Source organism: Algibacter sp. TI.3.09 (genome assembly GCF_038154905.1).
Taxonomy (GTDB): Bacteria; Bacteroidota; Bacteroidia; order Flavobacteriales; family Flavobacteriaceae; genus Algibacter.
In genome coordinates this window covers 1,310,238-1,328,361 of the sequence record NZ_JBAKAN010000001.1, presented here as the reverse complement: position 1 = coordinate 1,328,361, position 18,124 = coordinate 1,310,238, and the positions used below count along the sequence as shown (strand labels likewise).

General features: G+C 31.6%; 17 protein-coding genes. 16 read left to right on the top strand and 1 reads right to left on the bottom strand.

Going from position 1 to position 18,124, the window contains the following annotated elements:
- Positions 1-128: 128 nt before the first annotated feature.
- A complete protein-coding gene (locus V6246_RS05235) occupies positions 129-2,585 on the bottom strand; it encodes an ATP-dependent Clp protease ATP-binding subunit (RefSeq protein ID WP_341559400.1) in 2,457 nt (818 codons plus the stop codon).
- Positions 2,586-2,888: 303 nt separating this feature from the next.
- Here V6246_RS05235 and tssD (V6246_RS05230) point away from each other — a divergent pair, with 303 nt between their 5' ends.
- From tssD (V6246_RS05230) to V6246_RS05155, 16 genes are all read left to right on the top strand, one after another.
- Positions 2,889-3,278 carry a type VI secretion system tube protein TssD gene (gene tssD / locus V6246_RS05230; RefSeq protein WP_042499012.1) on the top strand — a complete coding sequence of 130 codons (390 nt, stop codon included), beginning with the start codon at positions 2,889-2,891 and terminating at the stop codon, positions 3,276-3,278.
- Between the two features lie 154 nt (positions 3,279-3,432).
- Positions 3,433-3,885 carry a hypothetical protein gene (locus V6246_RS05225; protein ID WP_304404266.1) on the top strand — a complete coding sequence of 151 codons (453 nt, stop codon included), beginning with the start codon at positions 3,433-3,435 and terminating at the stop codon, positions 3,883-3,885.
- Positions 3,886-3,900: 15 nt separating this feature from the next.
- On the top strand, positions 3,901-5,253 hold the full coding sequence (locus tag V6246_RS05220; protein WP_341559398.1) for a DUF5458 family protein: 1,353 nt from the start codon (positions 3,901-3,903) through the stop codon (positions 5,251-5,253).
- A 185-nt stretch (positions 5,254-5,438) separates the two neighbouring features.
- On the top strand, positions 5,439-5,870 hold the full coding sequence (locus V6246_RS05215; protein WP_341559397.1) for a GPW/gp25 family protein: 432 nt from the start codon (positions 5,439-5,441) through the stop codon (positions 5,868-5,870).
- Positions 5,871-5,874: 4 nt separating this feature from the next.
- Positions 5,875-7,713 carry a type VI secretion system baseplate subunit TssF gene (locus tag V6246_RS05210; protein ID WP_341559396.1) on the top strand — a complete coding sequence of 613 codons (1,839 nt, stop codon included), beginning with the start codon at positions 5,875-5,877 and terminating at the stop codon, positions 7,711-7,713.
- A gap of 13 nt (positions 7,714-7,726) precedes the next feature.
- Complete coding sequence (locus tag V6246_RS05205; protein WP_341559394.1) at positions 7,727-8,731, top strand: PKD domain-containing protein; 1,005 nt, start codon at positions 7,727-7,729, stop codon at positions 8,729-8,731.
- A 3-nt stretch (positions 8,732-8,734) separates the two neighbouring features.
- The gene (locus V6246_RS05200) at positions 8,735-9,889 is read left to right on the top strand and encodes a hypothetical protein (RefSeq protein ID WP_341559393.1); all 1,155 of its coding nucleotides are present in this window, start codon (positions 8,735-8,737) and stop codon (positions 9,887-9,889) included.
- Between the two features lie 39 nt (positions 9,890-9,928).
- On the top strand, positions 9,929-10,438 hold the full coding sequence (tssO, locus tag V6246_RS05195) for a type VI secretion system TssO (RefSeq protein ID WP_341559392.1): 510 nt from the start codon (positions 9,929-9,931) through the stop codon (positions 10,436-10,438).
- A gap of 141 nt (positions 10,439-10,579) precedes the next feature.
- Positions 10,580-11,185 carry a C40 family peptidase gene (locus V6246_RS05190; protein ID WP_341559391.1) on the top strand — a complete coding sequence of 202 codons (606 nt, stop codon included), beginning with the start codon at positions 10,580-10,582 and terminating at the stop codon, positions 11,183-11,185.
- A gap of 30 nt (positions 11,186-11,215) precedes the next feature.
- A complete protein-coding gene (locus tag V6246_RS05185) occupies positions 11,216-12,130 on the top strand; it encodes a hypothetical protein (RefSeq protein ID WP_341559390.1) in 915 nt (304 codons plus the stop codon).
- Between the two features lie 14 nt (positions 12,131-12,144).
- On the top strand, positions 12,145-13,011 hold the full coding sequence (locus V6246_RS05180) for a TssN family type VI secretion system protein (RefSeq protein ID WP_133966490.1): 867 nt from the start codon (positions 12,145-12,147) through the stop codon (positions 13,009-13,011).
- 28 nt (positions 13,012-13,039) lie between these two features.
- Positions 13,040-13,435 carry a type VI secretion system tube protein TssD gene (gene tssD / locus V6246_RS05175; protein WP_341559388.1) on the top strand — a complete coding sequence of 132 codons (396 nt, stop codon included), beginning with the start codon at positions 13,040-13,042 and terminating at the stop codon, positions 13,433-13,435.
- A gap of 10 nt (positions 13,436-13,445) precedes the next feature.
- Positions 13,446-14,210, top strand: a complete 765-nt coding sequence (locus V6246_RS05170; RefSeq protein WP_341559386.1) for a hypothetical protein — start codon at positions 13,446-13,448, stop codon at positions 14,208-14,210.
- 74 nt (positions 14,211-14,284) lie between these two features.
- Positions 14,285-14,974 carry a hypothetical protein gene (locus tag V6246_RS05165; protein WP_341559384.1) on the top strand — a complete coding sequence of 230 codons (690 nt, stop codon included), beginning with the start codon at positions 14,285-14,287 and terminating at the stop codon, positions 14,972-14,974.
- 12 nt (positions 14,975-14,986) lie between these two features.
- On the top strand, positions 14,987-16,765 hold the full coding sequence (locus V6246_RS05160) for a type VI secretion system Vgr family protein (protein ID WP_341559383.1): 1,779 nt from the start codon (positions 14,987-14,989) through the stop codon (positions 16,763-16,765).
- A complete protein-coding gene (locus V6246_RS05155; RefSeq protein WP_341559382.1) occupies positions 16,765-18,123 on the top strand; it encodes a hypothetical protein in 1,359 nt (452 codons plus the stop codon). The genes V6246_RS05160 and V6246_RS05155 overlap by 1 nt, the downstream gene beginning before the upstream one ends.
- Position 18,124: the final 1 nt, after the last annotated feature.

The window sequence follows — 18,124 nt, the reverse complement described above, 5'->3', positions numbered from 1 at the left end:
AAAACACTTTTTTTCTCACAAAGAAACAGTAGGAAATACATGGCTTTTATAGATGTTTGTAAGCCTTGCTATCGTTTTTTTGAAAGATTTATTTGTTGCTTTTTGAAATCCCTTTATGGTTTTTATAATTATTTTTTGGTTTGTTTTGGAATGAATTTTACGACATTGTTTTCGAGTTTAATTTCGACTACCTGTGGCGGTTTAATTTCATCTGCAATTATCATTTTAGCTAAAGGTCTTTTTAGTTGATTTCTAATTACACCTTTTAACGGTCTAACACCATATACGGGAGAAAACCCATTAAGGGCTAAGTAGGTTCTTGTTTCTTCGTTTATTTCTAGAGTTATACCTAAACGTTCTGCCATGTTTAGTAGCTCCTTTTTTAAATGTAAATTGAAAATAGATACTGCTATTTTTTCTGAAATAGGAGCGAAGGGAACAATTTCTGTAATACGACCCAAAAATTCTGGTCGGAAATAATTAGCCATAATTTCTGTAAGCTGGTTCGATGTTGGTACGTCGCCTTTTTCCATGGTTTTAGATATAAAATCTGAACCAATATTGGAGGTGAACAAAATAACGGCATTAGAGAAGTCGCCTTCTTTCCCTAATCGATCGTGCAACTTTCCTTCATCTAGAATTTGAAGAAATACATCGAAAACAGATTGGTGTGCTTTCTCAATTTCATCAAAAAGAACAATAGCGTAAGGCTTTTGGCGTATTTTGTTAACTAGAACACCACCTTCTTCATAACCTACGTAACCTGGAGGTGCTCCGTATAATAATGCTGCGGAATGTTCTTCTTTAAATTCCGACATATCAAAACGGATGATAGCATTTTCGTCGTTAAATAGAAACTCAGCTAAAGATTTTGCTAGTTCTGTTTTTCCTGTTCCTGTTGGTCCAGAGAAAAAGAAAGAACCGATAGGTTGTCCTGGTTTTGATAATCCGGATCTAGATTCTACTATGGCGTCAGAAATGGTTTTAATAGCAACATCTTGACCAATAACACGTTTTCTCAAAATATCTTCCATATCTAGCAGGCGCTCTTTTTCTTGGGTTTGAACTTTTCCTGCAGGAATGCCTGTTATTATGGAAACCATAGCTGCCAAATCACTATCTGTTACTTCAGTGATATCTTTTTCGGCATGGGTTTTTATTTTTTGTAATAAAGCAGCGATACTCGCTTGCTTCTCTTCTATAGTTTTATGATTTTTTGGATTTTCATCTAAATATTGATCTAAAACAATAGCACTAACTTTATTTGTTAGCGATAGGTAAAACCAATCTAATTCCTCTAGGCGTTGGTCTTGGGTTTTTTTATCAATTTCTTTTTGTAAATCTAAAAATTCTAATTTTAAAGATTCTATATCGTTAGGGAGCGATTGTTTGGATACCTTAACGGCAGACATGGTTCTATCAATCAGATCGATTCCTGAATCAGGAAGACTTTTTTCCTTTAGGTAGCGCTTAGCTAACCTTATAATTTCTCTAATAGAATCATCAGAAATTGAAAGTTCGTGGTGCTCTGTGTAAAGTTTAGCATTGTTGCTTATCATTCTAAAAGCTAACTCATCGTCTGGTTCTTCAACCTGTAAGGTTTCCATGCGTCTTTCTAAACCTTCATCAACAGCTATTAATTTTCTGTAATTTTCTGAAGTTGTAGCCGTAATTAAGGTTACGCCTCCTGTGTTAATTTCAGATTTAATAGCATTGGCAATACTTTTATTTGTGGCTTTATCTTCTAGAAGCGTGTGGAAATCATCAATAAAGATGATAGGCTTTTCGTAATTTCTAGATTCTTTAAAAATATTTAATAAACGGTCTTCAATTTCTCCTTTATAAGAAGCTGCCGATAATAAAATAGACGTGTTTACTTCAAATAAAGTAGCGTCCTTTAAACTGTCTACAATGTTACCATTATATATAGCCGATGCAAAACATTCAATTAAAGCAGTTTTCCCAACACCAGACTCTCCTAATATTATAACATGTGGTTTAGACTTTCTGTTTAGAATTTCAGAAATTTGTTTAAGCTCTTTATCGCGCCCAATAATAAAATCATATTTACCTGTGGCGGCATCAATAAGCTTGTTGGTTGCGTATTTATCTAAATTATCACTACCTGTTTTAGAATCTAAATTAGTTTTAGTGCTGACTCCAGACGTGTTTTTATTGTTATTAAAGGTAGCAATAAGTTGTGTATGCGTAACCGGTAATGATTTTAATTGATCGAAACTAAAACCAACACCAGGAGTAATGGCTGCAATAAAAATACTTAATAAATCTGCGTTTTGGTGAGTAAGCTTTGTTTTAACATCATCGGCTTCCTCTAATGTGGTTTGCGCATTACTGTCTGCCTCAATAGCATTATGGTTGTGCGAACGTTTTGGGTAACTTTCCAAATGTACATCGGCCCATTCTTCTATAAAATAAACATCAATCTCATTATTAAATAATAATCGCATAAGAGCAAAATCTTTATGGAGTACCGCTTTAATAAGATGAGCGGGACCATAATTTTCGTGTTGGTATTCTTTAGCTATTTTATGCGCTATATTTATTACTTTGTCTAAGTCTTGCATGTAATATTGTAGTTTATTTAGTTTTTAAGCTTAAGCCAGATTTATATTAAATAACAGTTTTTTATCAATTTAATTTACCCAAAAGTAATATTTTGAAAAGTGAAAATCACAAAAAATGTTAAACTATTAATTTGTAAAACTATAATATTTTTCTTTCTTATTGGTTTATTGGGGGTTAGGGAATTTTTTTAAATAAATATGTTTAAAATTCTTTCAAGTTTAATATTTTTAATAGATTTGTAGCTGGCGTTCATGCCGTTATATATATTTAATCAGGTAATTTTTACCACAAAACAAATTTTTATGGCTTTTAAAACAAAGTTAAAAGTAGGAGGAAATGAGTACAACGTATTAAGTTGTAGTTATGCTCTTAAACAAGAAACAGATGCAACTGGAAGACCTTCTTCTGTAACAAGAGGAGGAGAGATTAAAGTTACAATCGAATCAACAGGCGGAACTGAATTGTTCGAATGGCAATGTAGTAGTTTTGAGCGCAGAGATGGATCTATTGAATTTACAAAAAGAGACACTGATGCTAAATTAAAAGAAGTAAACTTCGAAGAAGGATACTTAACTTTTTACAAAGAAGATTTTGATGCTTCAGGTACTAATCCATTAACTCAAACGTTTACTATTTCTGCTAAGAAACTTTCTAGTGGTGGTGGAATTCATGAGAATGAGTGGCCAGTATAATTAGATTCTTTTTAGTCGTTTTTTTATGACTAAATGAATAATATTACAAAAAGAGGATGTTTGAGTTTTTTCAGACATTCTCTTTTATTCTTAAAATAACTTAGCTATATTAGCGGGGTGAAAGTTAAATTTTTAATATATATATAAACATATTATGGCATCAAATAAAGTTGGACTTGGTGGTAATGTAACGGATGTCGATGCTGGTGAAGCATTAAATGAAATCCCTCAAAACAGAACACTTATAGCGGGTAAGCTTACTCCAAACACTCCTATAAAACCAGAAGCAGTAGAAGGATTAAGAACGGTTGAAGATGTTTTTGAACATTTTTCTCCAGAGCTTAATATTGCATACGAAGATAAAGAAGGTGGTACTGTTAACGAAGCTACTAAATTTAATAATCTAGGAGATTTCGGTAAAAAAGGAATTACTGACGGTAGTGATTTTTTAAAAGGCCTTGAAATTGAAAGCGAGCAATACAAAAAAATAATAAAGCAACTTAAAACGAATAAAGTTCTTAAGCAGGCGTTACAAGATGAAGAATCAAAACAAGCATTAGTTTCTACTTTAGAAATGCTAATTGAGGAGTTAAGTACCGCTAAATAAAGATATAACTAAGATATGGCAAATACAGAAAATAGTCAGCAAAGCTTACAAGAAAAATCTTATTCGCAACAAATTCAAGAAAAATCTAATTCGTTAACAAAATACGGAGGGTTTGATCTTTTAGAATCTGCAATCGATAATGTTCAAAATTTAAACCCTGAGCGTAAAGCAAGGCGTAAAATATTTTTAACAGAAAATAATAAAAAACAAGAACGTAGTGATTTACTTAAAGTATTGAAGCTATGGTCAGAAACATTAAAGTCTGATGGCGATCTTATCGACATTATAGAAAAAACAGACGAAAAAGCAGAGCACTCTAAAGCGGTTTTAAAAAAGAACTTAAAAATAGCTTTAGATGAAACAAGAGAACTAGAAGCATCTTATCGTTCTGTAGCGTTGTTTTACAAAAACACAGATGAAGCGTCTATTAAGAATGCAACTATTGTAAATGCTGAGATGGACCAATTAGCAGATCTTGATAACACAAGATTTTTTGATTATATCCGTGAAGAAATAGTATCTAGTTACGATCGTTTAGATTTAAGAGATAATTACGCTTTATTAGTATTACCTGGGTATTTAGGTAGTAAAGCCGTAGTAGATAAATGGGCTAAAATGGCGCATAGTAATAAAGTAACTATGGTTACCGATTTCGCGCATTTAGATGAGCCAGACGATGTTATGGAGCTTTTTGAAAGTGCAAATTTAGCAAGTGGAGATGCTTACCTATCTAATACCATTATGACATGTAATTGGTTAGTAGGAAGAAATAAAGAAACAGAACTAGGAGAAGAAGAAGATGTTTTTGTTCCTCCATCTGGAGCTTTAGCAGGTAGTATGTATAAAACCCTTATGTCTCAGGTAACTGCAGGTAAAAAACATGGTGGTTTAAGTGAGGTAGAATCTGTACGTTTTGATTTAAAAAAGAGTGAGATTGCTACATTAGAAAGTTTAGGTTTAGTACCAATGGTTAACGAATATGGTAAGGTTATGGCATTTTCTGCTAAAACATTATTTAATGGAGATAACATTGGTCTGCAAACATATTCGGTAGTTCGTGTGTTTGATTACATATCTAAAGTTTTAATGGACTTTTTAAATCGTCGTGCTTTTGAAAACTTTAATACTAAAACTAGAAACGAAATTTTAAAACAAATTGTTAAGTTTTTAGATGGTGTTACTGGTCCTGATAAGTTAATTGAAAACTTTGATATTAAAAGGTTTGAACAAGACAGAGACCAAAAAGATAAAATACACGTGGATATTCGATTAAAACCGTATTTCCCTGCAAAAAACTTCTTAATTACTATGGATGGTCAAAAAGGAGATGATGGTACCGAATGGGATACTGACTATGCAGAACAATAATATTTAGTTTTTAAAAATATAAAAAGCTGCCTAAAACCATAAGGTGGCTTTTTTTTGTTAAATATACTTATTTGGCATATTTTTTATGATGTTTTAATAATTTACTATTTGAATACTTAGATATAAAATAGCAGCTATAAAATCCCTCTTGTTTAGCTAAGCTAGTATTAAAATCAAAGCTTATAATGCAACATAAATATTATAAATTACCACTAAATGCAACTGCGTTAATTAATAATGGGTCTGTAGAGAAATCTAATATAGAAGAGTCTGTTGCTAATTATATTCATTTAATAATGACGACGCGCTTTGGCGAGTGTAATTTTGATTTATCTTTTGGATGTGCAGTTTGGGACGTAGATTTTAATAATATATCTTCCGATAATAAGCTTAGAGTGATTGTGTCAGAATCTTTAGTAAAGTCATTAAAAAAACATGAAACTAGGCTTTCAAATTTAGAATTTGATGTAAATATAGAACAAGAAGAAATAAATATCAAACGCGAGAAAAGTAGAATTAAAAAATCTGTATATATAATGGTTAAAGGTGTCGTTAAAAAAACGAATGAACCTTTTAAATATGTAGAGCATTTTTATATAGCGCCTTTATCTTATTGAAATTATGAGTTATACTACTAAGGAGGATATAAAGAACCGGATGATGAAAAAGGCTGCAAGCCTTTGGAATATACCTGCAAATGAAATTGCCGATTCTTTTGATCCTATAATCTCTTTATTACTATCGGCATGTGCATCAGAGCTAGAAAAGCTTTCTGGTGATATTAGTGATTCTCATATTAGAGTTACCGAGCGACTCATTCAATTAATGACGCCGCTGTCTACATTTGATGTTAAACCAGCGCATACTATTGCCTATTGCGAGTCTTTAGAGCCAAAAACAACAATTACTCCAGAGCATCAATTATATTATAAAAAAAAAACGACTTCGCAGAGACTTGCTCAAGGCTATAAAGATATCTTTTTTACGCCCACACAAAACACAAAGCTTTTAGATGCCAGAGTAAAACACATTGTAACTGGTAATAAACTTTTTACTTTTTCTGATAAAAAATCTAAAGACCTATCTCAAATGTTGGGAAACGAATTTGATTTGGATGAAGCAACGCTTTACATTGGTTTAGAAAGTGAACATGAAAACTTAGACCTCAATGATGTCTCATTTTATTTTGAGTACATGGGAGTAGCTAATAAAGATCTTTTTTATCATCATTTAAATAATGCCACATGGTATCTTGGAGATCAAAAAATAAACACTATCGATGGATATTATAATAGTGAAGAATTAGATAGAAGTACTATCGAAAGTATTTTAGATGGAAATACAAGTAAAGCAAGTACGCTTTCTGGAGAGATTAATAAATACTATCAAAAGCATTTTGTAACATTAAAATTACCAAATAAAGTAGAGGGTTTACCTGATTATCCAGAATTACAAAACTTTAAAAACCCAAAAAATGATGCTTTTTTAGGAAGTGATTTATTATGGATAAAAGTTGAGTTTTCTAGTATTATATCATCAAAATCCTTAGGGCAACTATATTGTTCAATAAATGCATTTCCTGTTTTAAATAGAAAATGGAATAATATTAGTTATAAAATGAAGGATTTTATAGATATCATTCCAATTCTTTCAGAAGATCCTTTTTTCGATGTAAAATCTATCGAAAATTCTAACGGAAAAACTTATAAACTGGAAGCTGAAAATGTTGACGAAGTTTACAAGGGCACTTATTTTCTTAGAAGTGCAAACGTAGGTAAGTTAGATTCTAGAAAAGCAAAAGAATACATTGTTCATTTATTAGAGTTGCTTAGAGATGAAAGTGCTGCTTTTAAGTTTTTTAATCACGAATTTTTACAAAATAATTTAAACACCTTAAATCAAACTATCGCGTTAATAGAGAAAAAAGCGAACGAAGTAGTCGATAGTTCTTTACATACTAATTATGTTTATTTAAATCCTTTTACAAGTAGTGAAAATATTAATGTAACCTATTGGACCACAAATGGCGAGGAAGCAAACCATATAAAGGCAAGAAAAAGTCTTGAAATTTATAAAGGACCTAATTTAAAGACGAAAAGTAGTTATTTTTTAAGACCTGTTTTTGGAGGTAGTAATAGTTTAACTATGGAGCAACGGATAGAGGCTTACAGACGTGTTACTTTAACAAAAAATAGAATTATTACAGAGGAGGATTTAAAAGCGGTATGTTACGAATTGTATGGCAAAAACATAAAGCATATTGAAGTTAAAAAGGGTTTTATGACAGATTTGTCTATAACCAAAGGGATTTTGCAATGCATTGAAATTATCTTAATGCCTAGTGAAAACGGGAACTTAAAACCTTACGAGTGGGATTATTTAAATGAAAATTTACTGTCTATTCTAAAAAAACAAGCAGTAAACATTTTTCCTTATAAAATTGTTATTAAAGAATTATAAAATAATTTAACAAATGAGTAAATCTAAGAACGAAAATTTAACAAAATATCTAGATAAAAATGTAGTGTATTTGTTTTTGGCAGTCTTTTTTATTTCAGGGAGTGCTTTGGCTTACAGGTATTACACAGATTTTCCTTGCGATCAAATTAATATTGATATTCAGGCTAGTGACTATAGAGTGGGTGAGCTTATAAAATTTAAAGACCTTACAGAACAAGGTCAGAGTTGGGAATGGGATTTTGGCGATAGTACCGACGTTTCTGTTATTAGTCAAGCTTTTCATATCTATAAAGAGCCTGGAGAATATAACGTTAGATTATTAGTAAATAATAGCTGCGAAAAAACAGAGACGATTATTATTAAAGAGAAAAAGTTTGTTTTAGATCCTACTAAAATTCCTAATTTAATTATACCAGATAGTATAACCGTAGGTCAAGAGTTAAAAGTTACAGATAACACAAAAAATGCTTACAGTTGGGAGTGGCGATTTGGTGAAACCGCTAATGCTAATGCCACAACTAAATCTGCAGCGTATGTTTATGAAGAATCTGGTTTAAAAACCATAACATTAGTAGTTAATGGTGATATTCAGCACATCGGTAAAAAAAGAATTCGAGTTTATGATAAGGAAACACCAACTGCACAAATTGATGCTCCAATAATAGCACCAGAAAGACCAATAGGTTGGGATATACCGTATGAGCCCGTTTTGGATGATGATAAAAATGAAGAAGAGCAATTGGAAAATATTGAAGTACCTTACATTAGCGAACCTGATTTAGAAAAAAGGCTTTACAAAGTGTCGGAAAGTAAAATTACCGAAAAAGAATTTTCGAACTATTTCTGTGGCGATGTTAATAAACCTATTGTTGTAAACGGAAGGAATACCACATTTTTGGTGTTCTGTCAAAAAATTAGAGGGAAAAGAATTAATATAAAACGATTAACTATTTTTAGAAACGATGGTTCGAATTGTATTAAAAATTTGAATGTTGAATATAGCAGAAAAATTCTTTAAATTATGGAATCTAAATATAAGCATAGAGTAAATTGGGCAGATGGAATGAAAATTAATAAAGATCACTTTATTGATTTTGAAGATGCTTTAATGCAACAACTTATGTTGGTTAATAGTAATTTTATTCATCAAAATAACTTCGGTTTACTGCCTAATCCTGGAGATAGCGATTTACCTGTAAAACTTTCCGTTTCTATGGACGGACAAGAAAGTGTAATTGTTGTTGTAAATAAGTGTAATGCCGTTACTTTAGGTGGTTATCAAATAATAATTAATAAAGATATTAATGCATATTTGGAACAATCTGGGCACCTTATTAAAAGCAAATTTGCAATTAATAATGAAGATAGCGTTTGGTATATCGTTCTTTCAGTAAATCCTTATAGTAGAATTCCAATTGGATATGCAAATCCAAACGAAGAACCTGTTAGAAAGCCATTTGTTGTTGGTAAATATCAAATTTCATTACTTTCAGAGCATCATATCAATAGCAAAGAAGTTGGGCTTAACAGTATTATATTAGGTAAAGTTATTATTGAAGATAACACGTCGACCTTAGTAGAAGATTTTATTCCGCCATGTACCTCTATACAAAGTCATCCGGACTTACAGCACACCTTTGTAGAAGTGGGTGCTTTTTTTAATGCTATAGAATTATACTGTACGCAAGTTATTCAAAAAATACACCAAAAAAAGCAGGCAAACGATCTTGCTAAAATGGTTTTAGTACTATCTACAGATGTTTTGGCTTATTTAAGAGGTATAATTTCTACTTATCGTATTAATGATAAATACGCTTCACCTGTAGAGATGGTTATTAAACTTATTAATTTAGCTAGAACCATTAAAGGAAGTTTAGATATATATGCAGGTACAGGAAAAGAGGAGTTGTTAAACTACCTTACCGATTGGTGTGATGTAAATCAAGGAGCGTTTGAAAATGTTTTAAATGAAATGATTAGCTTAGAGTATATCCATACAGATGTTAATGCCTCTATTGAAAAAGCATCGTCGTTTACAGTACTCATGAATGCTTTATTTAAGAAGTTAAACGAATTAGAATACATTGGGAAAAAATCAGATTCTAATATCTTTGTAAAAGAAGATGTTATTGTTGAAGAGCAAGTTAAAAAACGACGTCGTTTTTTCATGGAATAAATCAAACGGAAATATACAAACTCAAATAAATTATTACGAATGAAACCAAAAAATGTTAAGGAGCGTAGATCAAGTTTTATCAAGTTTCTTCTATTATTCATATTAACTACAACAACTATTATGGTTGCTGTTTTCTTTAACTTTAGAGTACCTCAAAAAGAGAACGCATTATTAAAAGAACGCGCAAAAAATATGGAACGCGAAATGCAATTTCAAAAAACTTTTGCTTCAGAAATTGACGGCATTAAATCGATGATAGACTCTCTAGATATTCCTGGGCAAAATGTGTCTTTTATCAATAACTTAATAGGTAGTAAATTAGCAGACGTACAAACCACAATACCTCGCGAAGACTCAACATATCGTTATAATATGTATTTAGGTGTTATTGAAACTTTAGTGGATTTGCAGAAAGCAAAAAAAGAATTGCATGGTTTGGCTGATGCTAAAAGTAAAATTGAAGAGTATAAGGTGGCCTTAGAAAGTACAAGAAACGAACTAGAGCAAACTAAAAGAGATCGCGATATTGCAAGACTTTCGCAAAATTAAATAGGCCTAAATACTTACATTAAAAATGTTTGAATTGGAGATTTAAAAACTTCAAATTAATTATTAATGTAAATAATGTATTTTTGTAAGTATTTTAGTCGAAGAGAATAAAATTTATTTTAAAATAAAAAGATTAAACAAATGATTAAATTTTTTGTTAAACTATTATTCACATTGGTAGTATTATTTACTATTATAAACTGCAAAGGTCCCAAAGCTACTGTTGTTAATTCTAATGATGATATTGTGGTCTCTTACGATTCCTTAATAGTAAAAACACCCTATTTGCCTGTACAAATAGAGTACGCCAAATTATTAAATACTAAGCCCGATTCTCTTCAAAACATTAAAATGTATACGTTTATTGATAAATGGATGAATACACCGTATTTATTAGGAGGAGAGACTAAAGAAGGTATAGATTGCTCATCGTTTACACAACTATTATTTATTGAAGTTTATGATAAGTATATAGAGCGTACTGCGCAAAAGCAATTCGATTCGGAGCATATTACTTTGTTTAGAGGAAAAGAATTTTTAGAGGAAGGCGATTTTCTGTTTTTTAATAGTCCAAACGAACAACAACTTATTACTCATGTAGGTATTTATTTAAAAAACAATAAATTTATTAATGCAACCTCATACAGAGGGCCAAGTGGTGCTAGCGGTGTAAAAATTTGTGATATCACTAATCCATTTTGGGAAAAACGATTTGTTGCAGGGGGTAAAAGAACCGATTTAGAATAATTTTCGTACATAGTTATAAGACGCGTAAGAATGACCAACCAACTCGATGCTGTTTATGAAGAGCTTTTAGAAGTCTACCACGACTTAAAGGCCGAAATTGTGGTGTCTGAAGTTGAAGAAAAAACCTCCATTCCAGAAGATAGTATTATAACATTAAATCAAAGTACTTTTAATAGGTCTTATAGAAGAGATATTGCAGAAGTTAAATTAGTACAGTATCAAAAAAATAAAGACGCATTACAATTAGATTTATCTCGAAACGGTATTTACGATTTACTACCAGAGGGTGTTTTTCATAAAATTGATACCAAAAGAAGTTCGACGTCTTTTGCATCGATAAGAAAACAGCAAAAAAAAGAAGAGCATGATGCTAGGCTTTTATTGGCTCCTATAGAAAACGAGTTATTTAGACAGCGCGTAGATATAGAAAAAAAAGAGAAATCTATAATTAAAAAGTTTTCTAATTTAGAAGATAGTTTTTTAATAGATTTTTGGAAAATAGATAAGTCAATACCTAAAAAGTACGCTATTAAATTAGTCAGGTTATTGCCTTACGCACATCAAATTTCGGGGAATTTGGAGCTCGTCTTTTTAAGTCTAAAAAAGATATTAGATGTAGATGTAATTTACAAGAAAACATTTGAGTCTAAAAAAGTTTATATAGGAGGGGAATCAGAAGGACGGCTAGGGCAAGATTTTGTATTAGATCAGGAAACCTTAATCATACAACAACCTGTATTAAATGTTGAAATACAACTTAAAAAAAAGAGCGATGTGGCTCACTTTTTAGGTGAAAAGGGCATATTAAATTTTGTAGATATATTTTATAAGTTTTTTATACCAATAGAATATATTGTTAAAACAGAAATTGAATTAAAACAAGAAAAAGAATTTATCTTAGATAAAGAAGTAGGTGCGTATTTAGGTATGTCTACTAGAATTTAATAATTATAAATGCTATGATGTCAAGTTTACTAAATGGAAACGTTTTAAAATTAAGTATAATTCTATTTATAGTGAGTTCTATACTTATGGTTTTAGTAAAAAAGGTACGTAAAGTATTCACTAAAAATAAAGTACAAGCCATTGTTTATGTTTTAGTGTTAGCCTTATTATTTGGGTTAACCGGGCTGCTTGGATACTACAAGATTTTAGATAACTCGCCTACTAATAGCTTTATAGCTATAGAAATTATAATATTTTTATTAGGTATAGGTCACATTTTTGTGTTGCGTAGTTTCTTTAGTGAATTGTCGGAAAATAAAAATGAATTTTTCGGTGAGTTTATTATAACCTTAGCGTTTTTAGGCATCGCTTTATTGGCCTTTACGCAAGTAATTAGTAGGTTTAGAGAACCTTTTGTTTTAACATATCTTGCAGTTGGTTTTGCTTTTATTATACCATTATTAGTATTAAAAACATACGAATTTGCATTGTCAATACCTGTTCCTGTTTATAAAAAATGGTTTTATCCTTTAAATGAAAATATTAAAGATCCAACGAGTAACGAGTTAAGCAACCCTATAGTTATTAGTTTTGAGTTTAAAAAGAAGTTTGGTGATAAGGATATGAGCCGTTTTAAAGTGAAGGCACCAGAGCATATGGAGTTTGGTAAGCTTTTTTACTTTTTTGTAGATGATTATAATGCGTTACACCCAGAACGTAAAATTGAAGTTTTAGGTGAAAATAACGAATTAGCAGGCTGGATTTTTTACTTTAAACCACATTGGTGGAGTGCTCTTCGACATATCGATGCCAACAAAACCATAGAGTGGAATGGAATAAGAGAAGAAAATAATATTATTGTTCAACGTTTAAAGGTTTAAGCAATCTTAAAAATTAAAAATAGAATTTATGTCATTTTTATCAAAATTGGTCATCGGAAGCGATGAAATGAACGTGCTAGATTGCACATTCGAATTTTCTCAAGGTGCAGATTATAACGGAAGACCTGCGGAAAAAACAAGAGGCGGACAAATTAAACTACTAATAGAATCGACTTCTAAAACAGATTTTTTAGATTGGGCTATTTCTCCCGATATGGTTAAAAACGGCGTAATTACTTTTTATAAAAGAGAAAATATGGCTAGTTTAAAAAAAGTAGAATTTAAAAATGCCTATTGTTTACATTATAAAGAGCATTTTAATGCTATAGACGACCATGCTATGCAAACCCAAATAGTAATTTCAGCAAAGGAGATTACCATAAAAGATACTACGTTTACAAATAACTGGCCTACAATAAGTTAATATTTTAACTATGGGTAAGCAAGAAAAAACGTATAAAGAAGTTAAGCTAGAGCTAAAAAACAAGTATCAAGCTTGGAAAGTTTTGGCTGTAGCAGGTTATGTTAATGGAGCAAATGAACGTCTTGCGAATAATATTATAGAGGAGGTTGCTAAAGATTTGGGGTTTATTCCATCGTATTTTGCAACAATTATACTCACCGAAGGATTGGGTATAAACTATCTAGAGAATTCTAATAATTTTTCTAAAAATGCACCTTACGGAGTTCGTAATGATATTATTGTAAGTGGATATCAAATAGCTGGAACCGATGATTTTGGCTCTGAATTTAACCGCTATAAAAAGTACCTTCCTAATACCTTCAACGAAGGAAAAACTATTGCAGATATAGAAGGCGATGCAGAATTTATTCAACATCACACAGAGAATGAGCGTGAAAAAACCGTTTCTGCTTATTTTAAAAATATGGAGAGTGCTATTTGGGCTTGTGGAGCCACTTTAGCACATCGTAGAGATTTATTTTTAAGACATGCTAAAGAGCTCGGTCATCTTACTCCAACCGAAGATGAATTAGCATATTGGACTTATTTATATTATCAAGGAGAAGGGCGAGCACGCACAGCTTTAGAAAAAGCAGCAACATTAGATATTTTTGCTCGTAATACAGATTATGGATCAAGAGTGGTTACGCTTGATAATAGAGAACCTAACGATGTGGCCTTGTCTAATCTAGCTTCGTGGCGTTATTTACAATGGTCTAATACTTTTTCAGAATGAGATATATCTTTTCATATACACTAATTTTATTTTTGATTTTAGGATGTAAATCCCAAAGTGTACAAACTAGCGATTTGGCATTTAGTAAAGTCGATTTAGAATTACATCAAATATATCAGGAGTATTATAAGGATAGAAAGGATTTTGGTCATGAAAAAGATTCTTTGTTACCTCTTTTTGAAACGAAATTGAAAGATGCTTTAGGTAAGAAGGAATATTATGGTAGGGCTTTCGATTCGCTTACAAAGTCTAAACAGGTTACGGTATTAACCTCAAAAGATAAAAAATTACAGATTTATTCTTGGGATACCTTTAATATGGGTAGCTGGAAACAATATAACTCCATGTATCAATATGAAAATAACAATCAATTATATACAGGTTTTTTATCTGAAAAAGATTTAAATACGGGTAATTATATTAATTTTTCAGATGGTTACCATTTTGAAATTATAGATATAGATACCAATTTTTATCTAGTTAAAGGTTATGGAACTCATGGACATGGTCACGAATTTTATACCATGCGTTTGTTGTCTTTTCGAGAAGGAAAACTACAGGATTGCATAAGCTGTTTTAATGGTGAAGATCGATTGGTATTATATAAATCGCGCAGTCAAAAAGATAAATTAACATACGATTTAGAAAAGAAAGAAATAAGCTTTTTGGAACATAAAGAAGATGAAGATATGGGGGTGATGAGACCTACCGGAAAAAAAATCGTTTTATCGTTTAACAACGGTCAGTTTAAAAGTAAAAATTAAAAAAATATAACTATGGCATTACAATCCGTTACAGAAATTTTTATTGGAAGTACCGCTATTACCTCATTTAAGCGTTTTGTTTTAGATCAAGGTATCAATGCGCACCATTTTTTAAATTTGGAATGCAGAACCGATGTGCTAGAAAATTTAGAAGGAGAGATTTCTAATAGTACAAAAAACTATTTGGGAGAAACGTTAACACTACAAGTAAGTTCTCTAAGTGATTTTTCTGGTTATAAAACATTAGAATTTAAAGGTGTTGTTACCTCTGTAGCCAATAAGCGCGGATATAATAACGAAAATATTGTAACGATTAAAGCAGAAAGCCCAACGGTTTTATGTGATGATGGTCCGCATTATAATTCCTTTTTAGACAAAAGTTTATCACACATTATAGCACTTACTTTACAGGGGTATGATACCTCAAAACTTAGCGCTATAATGAATCCGCAAAACAGTGCGCCTGTTCATTACAGTGTACAGCATAAGGAAAGTAATTGGCGTTATGCAAGCCGTTTAGCTATGCAATATAGTGAGTGGTTGTACTATGATGGTAAAAAACTTATTTTCGGACAACCAGAAGACGGAGAAGATGTTGTTTTAACATACGGGCACGATTTACATGGGTTTTCATTAGATTTAGTGCCACTTCCTAACAATTTTAATTACTTCACCAACGACTACCTTACCGATGAAAAGCATGAGAAAAAAACATCGGAAGTAAGTACAGGCTCTACCGGATATAGTAGTTTTACAAGCGAACGCGGTAACGCACTTTATGCTAAAGAAACCAATGTTTGGGTAAACGGGTTTAACGATCCAGGACTTAAACAACGTATGGACACCCATGTAGAACAACAGAAAAAAGCTGTAGAAACCCAACAAGTAAGAATGAAGGGTGATAGTGATAACCCTGGTGTAGGTATAGGGAAAATAATAGACATACAAGGTGAAAATGCAAGTCATGGCAGATACCGTGTTATAAAAGTGCGCCATAGCAATAACGAAAACGGACAATACCATAATACATTCGAGGCGCTAAGTGCAGATATGGATGTATTTCCGGATACAAATTTTGAAGCTATACCAAAAAGTGACACGCAAACAGCGGTTGTTATGGAAAACTCAGATCCAGATGGCTTAGCACGTATAAAAGTGCAATTCCCATGGCAAAAACCAACAGGAGTAACTACGCCATGGATTCGTGTGGTAACACCACATGGTGGTGGTGATAAAGGCTTTCATTTTATACCAGAAGTAGGCGAGGAGGTTTTAGTTGGTTTTGAAGGCGCAAATGCAGAACGCCCTTATATGCTTGGAAGTTTATATAATGGGAATGGTAAAGCAGAATCGTGGAAAACAGAGAAGAATGATATCAAAGCTATAAAAACACGTAGTGGCCATACTTTATCTTTTTCTGATGAAGCAGGAAAAGAAACCATAACTATTTTAGATAGTAGTGGAAATAGTATCATATTGGATACTTCAAAATCTGAAATAACAATTAGTGCTCCTAAAAAAATCACATTATCATCAGAAGAAATAGAAATAAAGGCTTCTAAAAAAGTGTTTATAGAAGGAACAAATAATGTAGAAATTAAATCGCAAGAGATCCTGTCTGACGGTAGTACCAAAAACACATTAAAAAGTGCTTCTCAAGTAAATGTGGAGTCGCCAAATACCAATATAAAGGGTGATACCATGTTGAAATTAGAAGGTGCAACTACTAATATTGATGGTACAGCAATGACAAATGTTAAAGGAGGTATGTTGAACTTGAATTGTAGTTAATGAGTAGAGAGCACAATCCAATAGCACGATTAATTACTCAAATTCAACAGAAATGGATAAATGATATTGCCGATTATCCAGAGATACAACTTATTAGATGGTTAATAAAACCAGATCAAAAAAGGTTGTATAAAGGATTCTTAAAACTAGAGTCTAGCGAACATGGTAGTTTACCATGTATACCGGTAGTTTTGCTTACACCTTTTAATGATATAGATAAGCATAGCAGGTCGCTAGTAAATGATTGGATAGAGAGTTTTAAAAATGATAAAGACATACAAAAGGCAATAGCTAATAATGATTTTGCATTTGATTGGGATGTTGAACTTTATGAAAACAAATTAAAAGATTCCGAAAATGATGATGTGTTGCTTTTAGAAATGCTAGAATCGTTTCAAAAAGCCATACCAGATAATGAGTTACCATTAGTACTTTCTCTTTTTCCTAACGCTGTACAAAGAGAAAAAGATTATAAAAAATGGTTAGATAGACTAGTAAGTATCGGTTTCCCTAAACATGTTAAGATCATGCTTTTTGACGACGTTAATGCTAGAGATTTTGATGATGTTATGGAGAAGTATTCAACTATTTCAAAATCATTATCTGTTCCTTTGGATTTAGACGGTGCCATAAATAAACTAGCGACTATGGGGAACCCTAACGATCCTGAAGTTAAGTTTAGGTCTTGTTTAATAGAAATGGGGAATAGCGTTAGTAAAAACGATTTGTCTCGTTTACATAAATGGGGAAATAAAGGCTTAGAAGTTACAAAAGTAACAGGGAATAAATCTACTTATGCTACTGCACATGTAGTGTATGCAGGCTATTTATTTAATTTTAAAGAGTTTGAAATGGTAGATAATTTGTTGCAAAAAGGAATGGCTTTGGCAAAGCAAGGCCTTTTAGGAGGCGATAAAATATGCGAACCTATTATTGTTCAAAATTATGGCTTACAAGCTAGTAGTAAGCAATTACAAAAACAAAAAAATGAAGCTGTAACGCTATTTTGCAAGCAAGCCGATGCGGCAATACAGTATAATTTAGGCGCACAAGCTTTATCTGCTTGGTGGTTGGCATATAGTGTTATAAAGAAAAAAGACAAAGCGAAATATGAGCTTATTGTTGTTAAAGCATATCATTATGGAACATCATTACCTAAAGATGTTTTAAAAGCAACATGTATGAATTTTATAAGTGCCGATTGTTACACCATACACGAAAACAAAAGGGATTTAAAAACATGCGAAGACATTGATATATTTATGAGAGAGCTAGATGGTGTTACTTGGAGAGAAAATATAGAAGAGAAACGTAAAGAAATGGAAAAAAGGAAACTAACATTACTAAATTGGTTTTAAA

Bases quoted from the DNA above. Each gene is read 5' to 3' on its own strand.
- V6246_RS05235 (WP_341559400.1), bottom strand. From the start codon at position 2,585: ATGCAAGACTTAGACAAAGTAATAAATATAGCGCATAAAATAGCTAAA.
- tssD (WP_042499012.1), top strand. From the start codon at position 2,889: ATGGCTTTTAAAACAAAGTTAAAAGTAGGAGGAAATGAGTACAACGTA.
- V6246_RS05225 (WP_304404266.1), top strand. From the start codon at position 3,433: ATGGCATCAAATAAAGTTGGACTTGGTGGTAATGTAACGGATGTCGAT.
- V6246_RS05220 (WP_341559398.1), top strand. From the start codon at position 3,901: ATGGCAAATACAGAAAATAGTCAGCAAAGCTTACAAGAAAAATCTTAT.
- V6246_RS05215 (WP_341559397.1), top strand. From the start codon at position 5,439: ATGCAACATAAATATTATAAATTACCACTAAATGCAACTGCGTTAATT.
- V6246_RS05210 (WP_341559396.1), top strand. From the start codon at position 5,875: ATGAGTTATACTACTAAGGAGGATATAAAGAACCGGATGATGAAAAAG.
- V6246_RS05205 (WP_341559394.1), top strand. From the start codon at position 7,727: ATGAGTAAATCTAAGAACGAAAATTTAACAAAATATCTAGATAAAAAT.
- V6246_RS05200 (WP_341559393.1), top strand. From the start codon at position 8,735: ATGGAATCTAAATATAAGCATAGAGTAAATTGGGCAGATGGAATGAAA.
- tssO (WP_341559392.1), top strand. From the start codon at position 9,929: ATGAAACCAAAAAATGTTAAGGAGCGTAGATCAAGTTTTATCAAGTTT.
- V6246_RS05190 (WP_341559391.1), top strand. From the start codon at position 10,580: ATGATTAAATTTTTTGTTAAACTATTATTCACATTGGTAGTATTATTT.
- V6246_RS05185 (WP_341559390.1), top strand. From the start codon at position 11,216: ATGACCAACCAACTCGATGCTGTTTATGAAGAGCTTTTAGAAGTCTAC.
- V6246_RS05180 (WP_133966490.1), top strand. From the start codon at position 12,145: ATGATGTCAAGTTTACTAAATGGAAACGTTTTAAAATTAAGTATAATT.
- tssD (WP_341559388.1), top strand. From the start codon at position 13,040: ATGTCATTTTTATCAAAATTGGTCATCGGAAGCGATGAAATGAACGTG.
- V6246_RS05170 (WP_341559386.1), top strand. From the start codon at position 13,446: ATGGGTAAGCAAGAAAAAACGTATAAAGAAGTTAAGCTAGAGCTAAAA.
- V6246_RS05160 (WP_341559383.1), top strand. From the start codon at position 14,987: ATGGCATTACAATCCGTTACAGAAATTTTTATTGGAAGTACCGCTATT.
- V6246_RS05155 (WP_341559382.1), top strand. From the start codon at position 16,765: ATGAGTAGAGAGCACAATCCAATAGCACGATTAATTACTCAAATTCAA.